The 13,561-nt window shown below is 54.7% G+C and carries 14 protein-coding genes; 6 read left to right on the forward strand and 8 right to left on the reverse strand.

Going from position 1 to position 13,561, the window contains the following annotated elements:
- The first annotated feature begins 146 nt into the window (after positions 1–146).
- Genes lsrA through lsrG form a run of 6 tightly spaced genes read left to right on the forward strand, consistent with a single transcriptional unit; the run spans position 147 to position 5,832 of the window.
- Positions 147–1,634 carry an autoinducer 2 ABC transporter ATP-binding protein LsrA gene (gene lsrA / locus A3466_RS14380; RefSeq protein WP_063451104.1) on the forward strand — a complete coding sequence of 496 codons (1,488 nt, stop codon included), beginning with the start codon at positions 147–149 and terminating at the stop codon, positions 1,632–1,634.
- On the forward strand, positions 1,631–2,662 hold the full coding sequence (lsrC, locus tag A3466_RS14385) for an autoinducer 2 ABC transporter permease LsrC (protein WP_063451105.1): 1,032 nt from the start codon (positions 1,631–1,633) through the stop codon (positions 2,660–2,662). Before lsrA ends, lsrC begins: the two co-directional genes overlap by 4 nt.
- On the forward strand, positions 2,663–3,640 hold the full coding sequence (gene lsrD, locus A3466_RS14390) for an autoinducer 2 ABC transporter permease LsrD (protein ID WP_047367088.1): 978 nt from the start codon (positions 2,663–2,665) through the stop codon (positions 3,638–3,640). It begins immediately after the preceding gene.
- Between the two features lies 1 nt (position 3,641).
- The gene (gene lsrB, locus A3466_RS14395) at positions 3,642–4,643 is read left to right on the forward strand and encodes an autoinducer 2 ABC transporter substrate-binding protein LsrB (protein WP_045260120.1); all 1,002 of its coding nucleotides are present in this window, start codon (positions 3,642–3,644) and stop codon (positions 4,641–4,643) included.
- Between the two features lie 11 nt (positions 4,644–4,654).
- Entirely contained in the window at positions 4,655–5,542 is an 888-nt protein-coding gene (gene lsrF, locus A3466_RS14400) for a 3-hydroxy-5-phosphonooxypentane-2,4-dione thiolase (RefSeq protein WP_063451106.1), read from the forward strand.
- Entirely contained in the window at positions 5,539–5,832 is a 294-nt protein-coding gene (gene lsrG / locus A3466_RS14405; protein ID WP_063451107.1) for a (4S)-4-hydroxy-5-phosphonooxypentane-2,3-dione isomerase, read from the forward strand. Before lsrF ends, lsrG begins: the two co-directional genes overlap by 4 nt.
- A 46-nt stretch (positions 5,833–5,878) precedes the next feature.
- Here lsrG and A3466_RS14410 read toward each other — a convergent pair whose 3' ends face one another.
- From A3466_RS14410 to A3466_RS14445, 8 genes are all read right to left on the reverse strand, one after another.
- On the reverse strand, positions 5,879–6,505 hold the full coding sequence (locus tag A3466_RS14410; RefSeq protein ID WP_063451108.1) for a hypothetical protein: 627 nt from the start codon (positions 6,503–6,505) through the stop codon (positions 5,879–5,881).
- A gap of 5 nt (positions 6,506–6,510) precedes the next feature.
- Positions 6,511–7,263, reverse strand: a complete 753-nt coding sequence (locus A3466_RS14415; protein WP_239005656.1) for a fimbrial biogenesis chaperone — start codon at positions 7,261–7,263, stop codon at positions 6,511–6,513.
- Positions 7,229–7,759: a fimbrial protein gene (locus A3466_RS14420; RefSeq protein WP_063451110.1), complete on the reverse strand. Its 531-nt coding sequence runs from the start codon at positions 7,757–7,759 to the stop codon at positions 7,229–7,231. Before A3466_RS14420 ends, A3466_RS14415 begins: the two co-directional genes overlap by 35 nt.
- Positions 7,760–7,768: 9 nt before the next feature.
- Positions 7,769–8,311, reverse strand: a complete 543-nt coding sequence (locus A3466_RS14425) for a fimbrial protein (protein ID WP_049137051.1) — start codon at positions 8,309–8,311, stop codon at positions 7,769–7,771.
- 9 nt (positions 8,312–8,320) lie between these two features.
- Positions 8,321–9,337 (reverse strand): fimbrial protein, encoded by a 1,017-nt coding sequence (locus A3466_RS14430; RefSeq protein ID WP_063451111.1) that lies wholly within the window; start codon positions 9,335–9,337, stop codon positions 8,321–8,323.
- Positions 9,338–11,956 carry a fimbrial biogenesis usher protein gene (locus tag A3466_RS14435; protein WP_063451112.1) on the reverse strand — a complete coding sequence of 873 codons (2,619 nt, stop codon included), beginning with the start codon at positions 11,954–11,956 and terminating at the stop codon, positions 9,338–9,340.
- A 49-nt stretch (positions 11,957–12,005) separates the two neighbouring features.
- A complete protein-coding gene (locus A3466_RS14440) occupies positions 12,006–12,713 on the reverse strand; it encodes a fimbria/pilus periplasmic chaperone (protein WP_063451113.1) in 708 nt (235 codons plus the stop codon).
- A gap of 153 nt (positions 12,714–12,866) precedes the next feature.
- On the reverse strand, positions 12,867–13,409 hold the full coding sequence (locus tag A3466_RS14445) for a fimbrial protein BcfA (protein WP_028014482.1): 543 nt from the start codon (positions 13,407–13,409) through the stop codon (positions 12,867–12,869).
- Positions 13,410–13,561 lie beyond the last annotated feature (152 nt).

Raw genomic sequence — 13,561 nt, forward strand, 5'->3', positions numbered from 1 at the left:
CAAAACGGATCTTTTAGATCGTTTCTGGTTAATCTGAATCTCAATCGATAAAACTGTGATCCCTGCACGGTTGTAAATATAGTTCACCGTCTACGCTTTTGAACATTATTAAATCTAAAAATCATTTGTTCAATAGCGGAGCGATGATGACACCACTTCTCAACGCGCGAAATATCAGCAAGCAGTTCTCAGGCGTGCCGGTCTTAAAAGGCATTGATTTCACGCTGCTTGCGGGGCAGGTGCACGCGCTGATGGGCGGTAACGGCGCGGGAAAATCGACGCTAATGAAGATCATCGCCGGGGTGGAAACGCCGGATAGCGGTGAACTTTCGGTTGCGGGCGAGTCTTTTGCACGGCTTACCCCGGCGCAGGCGCACCGGTTAGGTATTTATCTGGTACCGCAGGAGCCTCTGCTTTTTCCCAACCTGACGGTGCGGGAAAACATCCTGTTCCGCCTGCCGCGAGAGCGCGATCGGGAAAAACGCCTGGCGGAGAAACTCCAGCAGCTGCAATGTCAGCTTAACCTTGATGCAACGGCCAGCACCCTGGAAGTGGCGGACCAGCAGATGGTTGAGATCCTGCGCGGGCTGATGCGCAACGCCAGAATTTTGATCCTCGACGAGCCCACGGCCTCGCTGACGCCCGGCGAAACCGAACGGCTGTTTCGCCAGATCCGCGCCTTACAGGCGTTCGGCGTCGGGATCGTCTTTATCTCGCATAAGCTGCCGGAAATCCGCACGCTGTCGAGCCACGTTTCGGTGATGCGCGACGGCGCGGTGGTGCTCAGCGGCGAAACCGCCCAGTTTGACGACAGCGCCCTGATCGCCGCCATGACGCCGGTTAGCCGCGAAAAAGGCTTAAGCGATGCGCAAAAGCTGTGGCTGGCGCTACCGGGCAATCGCCGCACCCAGCCGCAGGATTTTCCGGTGCTGCGCGTGGAAGATCTCACCGGAGAGGGCTTTATCGATCTCAGCCTGGAGATTTACGCCGGGGAGATCGTCGGCCTTGCCGGACTGGTCGGATCCGGGCGCACTGAGTTTGCCGAAACGCTCTACGGCCTGCGTCCCGTACGCGGCGGACGAGTGTGGCTGGAGAGCCGGGAGATCACCTCCGATCCGGTGGGTTCACGTCTGGAAAAAGGGCTGGTTTATCTGCCGGAAGACAGGCAGGTGTCCGGCCTGTTTCTCGACGCGCCTGTCCGCTGGAACACGGTGGCGCTGAACGAGCCGTCGCTCTGGCAGCAGCGAAAGCGGGAGTCTGCGGTGGTGGAGCGCTATCACCGTGCGCTGGGGATCAAGCTCAACCATGCGGATCAAACCGTGCGCACGCTCTCCGGCGGCAACCAGCAGAAGGTGCTGCTGGCACGCTGTCTGGAGGCCAATCCTTTATTGCTGATCGTCGATGAGCCGACACGCGGCGTGGACGTGTCGGCGCGTGCCGATATCTACCAGCTCATTAAAAGCGTGGCGGCGCAGAATGTTGCGGTGCTGATGATCTCAAGCGATCTCGATGAATTCCCCGGCCTCGCGGACCGCGTGCTGGTGATGCATCAGGGCGTACTCAGCGGCGAGCTGCCGCGCCACGCCGTCAGTCTCGATCGGATGATGGCGCTGGCGTTTGGAGGACAATCATGAAGATCTTACTCAAAAACCGCGAGCTGAGCGCGTTTCTCGCCATTCTGGCGCTGTTCGCCGTGCTGGTGGCGCTGAATCCGTCCTACTTCAGCCTGCAAACGCTGGGGATGATCTTCGCCAGCGCGCAGATCCTGATCCTGCTGGCCATCGGCGCGGCGCTAGTGATGCTGACCCGCAATATCGACGTCTCCGTGGGCTCGACCGTCGGGCTGTCCGCGATTGCCGTCGGCGTGGCGCTCAACGGTGGCTACAGCCTGCCGGTATCGATACTTTTTGCGCTGTCGATTGGCGCGCTGGCGGGGGCGTTCAACGGTTTTCTGGTGGTGGGGCTGCGCATTCCGGCGATTGTCGCCACCCTCGGCACGCTGGGGCTGTACCGCGGCGCGATGCTGCTCTGGACGGGCGGAAAGTGGATTGAGGGTTTGCCGCCGGGGCTGAAATCTCTCTCCGCGCCTGCCGCCATCGGCATTTCACCGCTCGGCGTGGGAGTGTTGATTCTCGTTGTCGTTGGCGCGTGGGGGCTATCGCGCACCGCGTTCGGGCGTGATTTTTACGCGGTGGGGGATAACCTCGCCGCCGCGCGCCAGCTGGGCGTGGCGGTGAACCGCACGCGCATGATCGCCTTCACCCTCAACGGCATGCTGGCGGCCTGCGCCGGGATTGTATTTGCCGCGCAGATCGGCTTTGTGCCCAACCAGACCGGCAGCGGGCTGGAGATGAAAGCCATTGCCGCCTGCGTGCTCGGCGGCATTTCACTGCTGGGCGGCACCGGCACGCTGGTCGGTGCGTTCCTCGGCGCGTTCTTCCTGACGCAAATCGACACCGTGCTGGTGCTGTTCAGGCTTCCGGCGTGGTGGAATGACTTCATCGCCGGGCTGGTGCTGCTGGGCGTGCTGGTGCTCGACGGGCGGCTGCGCCAGGCGCTGTCACGCCATCAGCGGGCGCTGAAGTACGGCCGGTTCCAGCCTGGCAACAGAGGGGGAAAGCACGTTACCCCGTTTCCCAAACGCAACAAAGAGGTGGCGTAAATGAGGCTCAACTGGGAAAGCGCGCTGCTGATATTGCTGGTACTGGAGATCCTGCTCTTCGGCGCCATTAACCCGCGCATGCTCGACGTTAACATGCTGCTGTTCAGCACCAGCGATTTCATCTGCATCGGCATCGTGGCGCTGCCGCTGACGCTGGTGATTATCAGCGGCGGGATCGACATTTCGCTGGGCTCCACCATCGGCCTGTGCGCCATCGCGCTGGGGGTGATGATGCAGGCGGGGTGGCCCATGACGATCGCCGTTCCGCTGACGCTGCTGCTTGGCCTGCTGTGTGGGCTGGTGAATGCGGCGCTGATCCACTACACCGGCATTAGCCCTTTAGTCATTACCCTCGGCACGCTCTACCTCTACGGCGGCGGCGCGCTGCTGCTCTCCGGCATGGCGGGGGCGACGGGCTACGAGGGCATCGGCGGCTTCCCGGACGGTTTTACCGCGTTCGCCAACCTCACGGTGCTGGGGCTGCCGATCCCGCTGGTGCTGTTCGCGGTGATTACCGCCTTTTTCTGGCTGATTACCCATCGCGGGCGCTTTGGCCGCCATCTGTTTTTAATCGGCCAGAATCCGCGCGCGGCGCGCTATGCGGCGCTGTCGGTGAACGGCATGCCCTACGCGCTGTACGGTCTGGTCGGCGTGGCGTCGGCGGTGGCCGCGCTGGTGATGGTCTCCTATTTCGGCTCTGCGCGTTCGGATCTGGGGCGCGATTTGCTGATGCCCGCGCTCACCGCCGCCGTACTCGGCGGGGCAAATATTTACGGCGGTTCAGGGTCGGTGCTGGGTACGGCGCTGGCGGCGCTGCTGGTGGGGTATCTCCAGCAGGGATTACAGATGGTCGGCATCCCGAACCAGGTGTCGAGCGCGCTGTCGGGGGCGCTGCTGGTTGTGGTGGTGATGGGACGTTCGCTAAGTCTGCACCGCGAATGGGTGCGATCTCTCTTCAGAAAACTATCCGGAGCGTAAGATGAAAACAAAACTGCTCGTCCTGGCAATGGCCCTCAGCTTCGCTTCGGCGCAGGCGGCGGACCGCATTGCCTTTATCCCAAAGCTGGTGGGCGTGGGTTTCTTCACCAGCGGCGGCAACGGCGCGAAAGAGGCGGGGAAAGATCTTGGCGTGGACGTGACCTACGACGGCCCGACAGAGCCGAGCGTTTCCGGCCAGGTGCAGCTCATCAACAACTTTGTCAACCAGGGCTATAACGCCATTATCGTCTCCGCCGTGTCGCCGGACGGTCTCTGCCCGGCGCTGAAGCGTGCGATGCAGCGCGGCGTGAAGGTTCTGACCTGGGATTCCGATACCAAACCGGAGTGCCGCAGCATTTATATCAACCAGGGGACGCCGGAACAGCTCGGCGGCCTGCTGGTGGAGATGGCGGGCAAACAGGTCACCAAGCCGAATGCCAAAGTGGCGTTCTTCTACTCCAGCCCAACCGTCACCGACCAGAACCAGTGGGTGAAAGAGGCGAAGGCCAAAATCGAGAAAGATCACCCCCAGTGGCAGGTCGTGACCACCCAGTTTGGCTATAACGACGCCACTAAATCTCTGCAAACCGCCGAGGGGATCTTAAAAGCGTATCCGGATCTGGACGCGATCATTGCGCCGGACGCCAACGCCCTGCCGGCGGCGGCGCAGGCGGCGGAGAACCTGAAGCGGGAAGGGGTGGCGATTGTCGGCTTCAGCACGCCGAACGTCATGCGTCCGTACGTTGAGCGCGGGACGGTGAAAGCCTTCGGCCTGTGGGATGTCGTACAACAGGGCAAAATTGCGGTCAATGTCGCCGATCGTCTGCTGAAAAAAGGCGATCTTAACCCTGGCGACAGCGTGGACGTAAAAGGTATCGGCGCGCTGAAGGTGGAGCCGAACAGCGTGCAGGGATATCAGTATGAGGCGAAGGGCAACGGCATCGTGCTGCTGCCGGAGCGGGTGGTGTTCACCAAAGAAAACATCAGCAAATACGATTTCTGACGGGGGAGCAAATGGCTGATTTAGACGACATCAAAGATGGCAAGGATTTCGGCATCGGCACGCCGCAGCAGAATGTGCCGTTCACGCTGAAGGGCTGCGGCTCGCTGGACTGGGGCATGCAGTCCCGCCTGGCGCGCATCTTTAACCCGCAGAGCAACCGCACGGTAATGCTGGCCTTTGACCACGGCTACTTTCAGGGGCCGACCACCGGCCTTGAGCGTATCGATCTCTCCATCGCCCCGCTGTTTGGCGAAACCGACGTGCTGATGTGTACCCGTGGCATTCTCAGGAGCCAGGTGCCCGCCGCGACAAACAAACCGGTGGTGCTGCGCGCCTCCGGCGGTAACTCCATTCTGGGCGAGCTGTCGAACGAGTGCGTGGCGGTGGCGATGGAGGATGCCCTGCGCCTGAACGTCTGCGCGGTGGCGGCGCAGGTGTACATCGGAAGCGAGTTTGAGCATCAGTCTATCAACAACATCATCAAGCTTGTCGATGCAGGGGCACGCTACGGCATGCCAACGCTGGCGGTAACGGGCGTCGGCAAGGAGATGGCGCGTGACGCGCGCTACTTCTCGCTCGCCAGCCGCATCGCCGCCGAAATGGGGGCGCAGTTCGTCAAAACCTACTACGTGGACGAGGGCTTTGAAAAAGTGACCGCCAGCTGCCCGGTGCCGATCGTTATCGCCGGGGGCAAAAAGCTGCCGGAGCTCGAGGCGCTTGAGATGTGCTGGCGGGCGATTGATCAGGGGGCGTCCGGCGTGGACATGGGGCGCAATATCTTCCAGTCCAGCGCGCCGCTCGCCATGCTGAAAGCGGTGAAAAAAGTGGTTCACGAGAACGTGAGCGCCCGGGAGGCGTTCACGTTCTGGCAGGAAGAGAAACAGGGAGAAGCAAAATGAACGTGACTCTGGTTGAGATTAACATCAAGCCCGAGCGGGTGGACGAGTTCCTGGAGGTGTTTCGCGCCAACCACGAGGGAGCCATCAGGGAGCCGGGAAACCTGCGCTTTGACGTGTTGCAGGACCCGAGGGTGAAAACTCGGTTCTTTATCTACGAGGCCTACAAAGACGAAGAGGCGGTGCTGGCGCATAAGCAAACCCCGCACTATCTGGCGTGCGTGGATAAGCTTGAGGATCTGATGTCGGAGCCGCGTAAGAAACGCAGTTTTGTGGGGCTGTTGCCGGAGTAATTTAATGCCCGATGACGCGCTCATGCACGTCATCGGGCATCCTGGCTTATCCTTTGGCTTTCTGGATCGCCATGATTAATGCATCGGAAGAGACGTTTCCTGACATCACGCTAATGCGCTGAATGACTGGATCTTTTTCCTGGGGTAAAACCACAAACGCCGGCGCGTTGGCAAAACCGATCTGCTTCACGAGCTTCACATTGTCCTTTAACACTGTGTTTGCCGACCCGGCCGAAGGCAATTTTTTAAAGATAAAACGGATATCCGGGTTGGCATGGATAAGCGTTTCTGTGACGTTGCAGTTCACGCATTGCTCATCTACAAAAGACACCACGGCGACTTTTGCGTTGGCGGGCCCGACAACAGGATCGCCGCCAGCAAGCAGCTGCTCGCGATGGAGGATGACATTTTGCACCATGGCCTGTTGTTGCGCTATCTCCTGACGCTGGCGAAGGCTTTCCCCTGCCGCAACTAAAAATTCAGGATGTTCAGCGAGATAGGTAGAGACAATTTCACCCATTTTTTCAGGATGGGCGGCGAAATACGCTTCGGCGGCTTTTCCTGTTTGTTCAATCTGCTGTGGCGTCGCTTGCTCTGCCTGCGCTGCGGCTGAGAAAGTCAGGGTCGCGGCCAGCAGAAGCGAAAGGCGACGAAGGGAGGTTGAAACTTCCATTGATGTTATTCCGTAAAAGAGAGAGACGGGACCAGGACGCTACGAACAGGCATAATGCGTCCATAGTCATTAATCGCTTGCCAGCGCACCTGGCATACCCCTGGGTCTGGACAACCCTCGAGCGCACGCTCGCTAAAAGGGGCGACAAGGCCGCCATCAGCGATGCGCTTACCGCCGAGGCTGAGCTGATAAAGCGTGATGTAGTAAGGCGTCGGATTATTCACAACGACGTTATTTTTGTTTCGTGACCAGCGTAAGGCCTGATAAGCATCATCGGGATTGCCGGTGAGCCCGGTGGGCCGATAAAAAAGTTTAAAGCGTGAACGTACCGCCGTTTGCACACCCGTGGTGTGCGGATTAGCGGAAGGGATCGCCGCAACGTTTAACGTGAACAGCGTTTCCCGGTTCTCGGGTAACTTTCCTCCCGTAAATATCAGCCGAATCGTGTTTTCGCGTTGCGGACGCAATGAGAACAGCTGCGGCGTGGCCACAAATGCGGATTGAACCCCGTGTGGGGCATCCGCCCCAGTCCACAGGCCACCCGGCTCGACTTTGGTGTAGATCAGATACGATTCGTCAGAAGGGTTACGCACGGAAAAGCTGATCGATTTCTCACGTTCCGGATAGACGAACCGCGTTCCGCCGATCACCACGCCAGCTTGCGCCTGAAGCATAATGGTAAAGAGAAAAAAGAGAAGCAGGATCTTCGCCGGATAAACACACTTACGCATAATTGAGAATAAAGGTTGTCGTCGCATTTGCCGTTCCCGTGGTGACCTTGTTTGCGGTGGCAACATAGCGGGCGTAAAACTGGAGAGTCGCGTCGCTTTGATTAGGAATAATCATCGTCTTCTGGCTTTTACTTCCCATAGAGATGAGCGACTTGTCCTGGTTGTAAATTCCTACGCCGATACCGGTTGCGTAGCCTTCACCGCCGATGAGCGTCAGTAAATCCGGGTTTGCTGTATCGGGTGTGCCGTCAAAGGTAATACTGACTGAGCCTTCTGTTCCGGCACAGTTTTCCACATTAATAGCAAACGGATGATAATCAGCGCCCATACCTGACTGGGTGAAATATTTACTTTGCACGCTGTCCATTGTGACGGTCAGATTCTGAGAATCAGGCGCGATACTGCACGTCTTTTTATGGATCACGCCAGTGATATAAATTGTACCGTCGTGCGCCAGTGTACGCGCTGAAAAAAATGGCACCAGAAAAAGCGCGGTGAATATTATTGTGAATAACTTTTTCATTTCCGCATCCTACTGATAGAGCAGATCAAAATACATGATGGCCGTAGCATTCCCTGTCGTAACCTCGGGCAGGGTCGATTTGTACCGTAAATTAAACGTCAGGCTATTATCTCCCTGCTTTAAGGGATAAATTTCGGATTCCGTATTATTTATTTTAATAGGATTCATTCCGGCATTGAGAAGCTCTACGCCAATGCCCGTTGCCATTTCGCCAGCCGTTCCTTTACCCGTATCGCTGAGCGCCAGCAGGTCCGAGTTATTGGTATCCGGCATACCGCTGAACCAGATTTTTGTCCCCTGAATGGCGCGTGAACAATTTTTAAGATCGATAGTGAACGCTTTTTCCGGCGTCGTTGTTCCGGTTGCGGGAAATTCAGATATATCGAATGCGCCTAAATCAACCGTTTGTTCTTTACTGTTCACATCAACTTCACACGATTCGCCGATAATTGTGCCGTATATCTGGAGGTTAACTGTAAAACCCTCATCGGCGTACGTTGTTGCTATGCCAGAGAACAGCGTCGCCAGGGCGACAAAATACAAGACTCTCATTTTTCACCCTTACGCAAAATCGATACGTAAACAGGCCAGCGCAGTAAACAGACCTTCTGCCGGGGCCTTCCCTGTCGTGCTGATGGGGTAGGTTTTTAACGTGACATCAGCATGGCCCGAACTATCAGTAATAAAATCAGCGGTGCTGGAGGCGTCGTTAGGTATCATGACGGTGCCATTTTCGTTGGTTACCACCACGCCGACATCTTTATTATCCGTAGCGAGCGCCTGGCCAACGTTGCTGTCTGCGTTGGCGATCAGTCGAAGCGTGAGATGCGCAGGCGAAATCACGTCCGCATTACACTCGATGGGAACATTAAAGGTTTTTACCGGCGCGTTAGAAGGTTTCTCACCCGCTTTCGTGAATGAAGCACTGTTGAGTTTTCCCAGGTCAACCGTAATGATTTGTCCCGCATTAATGATGCAGTTTTGCGGCACCGTGACCGCGCCGCTGTATGTTATTTGATAAACAATATCATTCAACGGGTCGGTATTTTCGGTGGTGATATAAACATTAAACATCACTTTACTGGGGATGATGACCGTGCCGATAAAAGGTTTGATAATTTTTAACCGGAATACCAGGTTGGAGTCATATACCGGGAAAGGTATGTTCATATCCTCTTTATCCACCCTGTAATCTTTACCCATATGGATATAGTCTCCAGGCGGAAAATATTCACCAATTTCGGAATCGGTTATCCGCATCGCCCCTGCAATATAGATCGGGTCAAGATTCATATACTGCCACTGGTCTTCCGTGAAAATCACCGGGTAGGTATTCCTGTATGAGCGATAGGTACGAGAATCGCCATCCGGATGATAGTCACATATGGCGTTTACGCCCACATCCTGTGATTTAACCAGTTCAACTGCCTGCCCCAGCTGGTTTTGTTCTTTTGTCAGCGTGGCCGTCAGATCGTAATTCACATTCGTAATGCTGTGATCAAAGTTATGGCAGACCGCTGCCAGACTTTGCGTAGAAGCCGTAAGGCTGAGTAATAAAAAAATAATGCGTACTTTCACTTATCGGCACTCCGCTTTTAAACGCACGAGGGACTGCTTTGTTTCACTTAGCTTGTAAACGGCAACACATTTTTTATCATCTGTGTCGCCCCATTGCGCTGTCAGACTCCCTGTCTCGCCCAGCCCAGACAGATACGCTTCGCCGTTATCGCCTACGATGGTGTCCCCACCTTCATCGCTGCGCGTAACAACCGCGCCAAAGGGCACAGGGCGCCCGTTATGCATGAGTGCAATCATCGCGCGCGTTCCTGAGCGCGCCTTAAAGGTGGCGCGAACCAGGGCGCCCTGGGTTGGAACAACGTGGGTAACGGCCTCGTCAATGTCCAGATCGTCGCTGAGCGAGTTGGTGTTCAGCGCCATGCGGTTACGGTGGTATGCGCTGGCATACGGCACAACTGCATAACCTCGCCAGTCGGTGTGGATCCCGGGACCGTCTTCGACCTTCACGTTGCTTGCGCCCGGCGCGGCGATCAGGACATTGGTATCCCCCAACGGCTGGCTTAAGGTGATGCCGTTGCGATGCGCGACGATACCGCCGCTGAGGCCGTAGTTGATCTGTTGATAATCGCCATTGTTGCTGTAGTTGTACCCCAGGCTCGCATTACCGTAGGCACTATCATATTCCGTGCTGATGCTTCCACTGGCACCGGTATGTTGGTTCTGATATCCCTGCTGAACGCTGTAGCTGAGGTTATTGTCTTCAAGCAGCGTTCCGTTGATGCCGGCAGTATTATTGACCCTGCCGTCGTTATCGGTGCTCATGCCGTATGTGGCGTAAATGCTGTTTAAACGTTTGGTCACATCTCCACCTGGATGAAGCCACAGATTGAGCGGGAAGGAGAGCGTTAAAGAATAAATACGATCGCTTTCACTCATGCCAGGGGATTTATTGTAGTTGTAGGTCAGGTTATAGGTTACGCCCGCAACCGTTCCGCTATAACCCAGCTGAATAAGCGTATTTTTTTCGTCGGTATGCCAGTACGTTTGCTGGCTGCCGTTGAGGAAAATCGACCCGGCAGTGCCCAGCTGTTGTGAAATATTGGCCTGCAGCTTGCCGCGTTTGGTGTAGTACAGATTGTAATAATCGGTCCACACGGGCTGATTGTCGTCGGTGTGGTCGTTGGGATCGTCCTGGCCGACATAACCTTTCATTTGCTTATAGGTGGTTTCATCCAGGGTATAAAAACCGGATGTGGAATAGCGATAGCCTAACAGCTGGAAATTGGTGCCCATGCCGTTCAACGATTTTGCATATAAGAAACGTATTGACTGCCCGTTATGTGAGCTACCGTCGCTCAGTTCGCTTTGTGCGGAGGTGAGATCGGCCGATACGGCGCCAAAATTCCCCAGGTTCACTCCGGTACCCAACGCAAAGGCAGAGTATTTTTCCGTCAGCTGCGTACCACCGTAGACGGTGAATCCTTTTGGTAACCCCCAGATAAGCGTTCCCTGGACAAAGTTTGTGTCCTCCTGCTGATCGCTGTTGCTGCGATAGCGGGCCGCGGTGGCGGCATATTTGACGGTGCCTTCACGCTGTAAAACCGGAACCGCGGAATAGGGCACAGAGTAGCTGCTGATCGTTCCGTCAGATTCTTTGACCTCTACATTCAGGTCACCGCTGGAGGAGGTGGGGTACAGATCGTTAATGGCAAACGCCCCGGGCGGCACATAGCTTTGATAAATGGTGTAACCGTTTTGTTTGATGGTGACCTGGGCGTTGGATTTAGCGATCCCATGAATGGTTGGCGCAAAACCTTTCATACTATCAGGCAGCATGTTGTCGTCAGAATTGATCTGCACCCCGCGGAATGGCAGGCTGTCGAAGACATCCGAAGTGGTATAGTTTTCGCCGATGGTCAGCTTGCTTTTTAGCGGGATAACGGCACGTTCAACATAGGTTTTTATGTGTTCCCGGTTGGTATAGGTTTCTGAGCCGCTGCTGTTATAGCTCCATGTAGAGAAATCCCGCAGCCGCCACGGCCCCAGGTTTAATCCGCTGTTTAGTCCCAGAAAATAGTTGTCCGTCGTCGAACCATAATCACCGCTATTGTGACTATGCGAACCCGAAAAGTCATAATTTAGCATCAGGGCGTTGATGCCTTCGTCCCATTGCTCAGGGGGAATATACCCACGCGCGTTATTACGCAGCGCCGCTTGCGGAATACTGATATTCAGGCGCTGGTGTTCAAAATCAAAAAATGTGGTGGCAGCGGGAATGGCTGCCGGCAAATCGACACAGTTGCCCGCTTTTTCGTTCTTAAGACCGGGTAAGACATCGACATTTACCCCCATCGCATCAAGTGACTTATGCGAGAGGCAGGGCGTCAGCCCCGTATCGTCATCCGTAGGTGTTGAATTTTTGCGCACGTTAAACGTGACGTCGCGCGTGGCTAAAAAATTGTCATTCAGCCATACGTCCACGCGATAGACCCCTGGCGCCTGGCCCGCATTACTAAAACGTGATAAATCAGCAACCGCCGCAGGATCGCTTGAAAGAAAGGCAGGGTTGAAATAATAGCCCGCATCCGCATTAACGGATGCGAATGCGCCGAGCATGGCCAGCGTGAGAGGGGCCAAACGATGATTGACTATCCTTATCTGATACTTGCGAAACTTCATTTTTCTCTGCCTGCTTCAACGCGCTATGTTCTATATTTTTCCGGAAAAATTATGCTCCAGGGCATGTCTGAACAGGGGTGGTAGCACCGAAATCGTTAACGGTCTGGAACGTCACCTGGCTCCCGCTACTGGCAGGTAGATCAACGACCAGGATGTTCATTGGCGGAACCATGTTATTGGTTAACTTGGCGTTTCCCGCTTTGAATTGCACCAGCGACACGTAATAAGGCGACGCGTTTTTGATGGTCAACTTGCCGTTACTGATCGTGCAGCGCAGCGCCTTTGGCGCGTCAATTGACGGGGTAGGCAATTTTTTTGGGCGAATAAAAAGCTTAATGACGCTCTGGGTCGCAATCTGCAACGTATTTCCCTGCAACTTACTTTTATCCACAGCAGGGATAGCTTTGCTGTTGAAGTAAAAAACGCTTTCTCTGTCCTTAGGCAAATCTGGGCCTGCGTACATTATTCTGATGGTGTTTTCTTTTTTAGGATGCATAACAAAAAGCGGAGGCGTAACAATAAAGTCCGGGGACTTCGATTGATCGGCGTTCGCAACCCACGATTGCACCAGGAAAGCATTGCTTTGAGACGAGTTCGTAATAGGTAACGAAATCTGTTTATCACCCTGAGGGTAAATAATACGCGTTGCGCCCAGGCCTATCCCCCCAGCGTGAGCCGTAGTCAGCACCGTAGCCGCGAATAAAAAAGAATGCGTAATCAGCTTCGTTATCAAAGATATAGTATTAATTCGTTTCATTTATATATCACTTCATTGAATACATAATCAAATACATAGAATAAAACATGCCGTTTAAGCCTATGTATTTAATCTATATAAAACGGTCGGTTATATTAAAAATCCCTCCTTCGCACTGGCGTACGAAGGAGGGATGACAGCATCCTAATTCGATTAGGAATAAACCATCTGGAAGGTAGCGGTGGATGCTACGTTACCTGGTGTTGCTGCGCCTGTAGCGATGTAGTCAACGCTCAGTGGGATAATGTTTTCACCGTTGATCAGGCCGATTGCAGAAGAGGTGGTACCCAGATCCAGGTTTTTGCCGTCCGGTCCAAACAGCTGTAGAGCCACGTTCTGTGCGGAACCTGCACCTGCGGTATTTGCCATAGCGCCCGGCTGAGTCGCGTCCTGCTGCGCGTTGAAAATAACTGCTGCGTTCTGGCTGACAGTGGTGTCGCAATCTTCCAGTTTAATGTTGAAATCTTCTTTCTGATTCGCCAGCATGCCGCTTTGAGTCAGCTTCACGGTACGAACCTGGCTCAGGATAACGGTCTGGTCAACAGAATCGGCAGCAACTGAACAGGCAGCGTTAACAACCTGACCGACGAAATTAACAGTACCGCCGCTTACTGTGGTGGTGTCTGCCTGTGCGTTCATCATCACGCCGCTTGCCATAGATGCAGCAACAACCATTGCTAAAACATGCTTTTTCATACAAATCCTTTTAAATAAACAGTTTTCTGTCAAGTTGAAACAAAATTAAAGGTGACTTAATACAAGACTATTCAGATTAAAAATCATGAATATACAGAATCATACAGTACGCTGTGTTTTGCACATTCTCGTGATGTTCCGAAAGCGTATTT

This window comes from Enterobacter genomosp. S (genome assembly GCF_001631805.1).
GTDB lineage: Bacteria > Pseudomonadota > Gammaproteobacteria > Enterobacterales > Enterobacteriaceae > Enterobacter > Enterobacter quasihormaechei.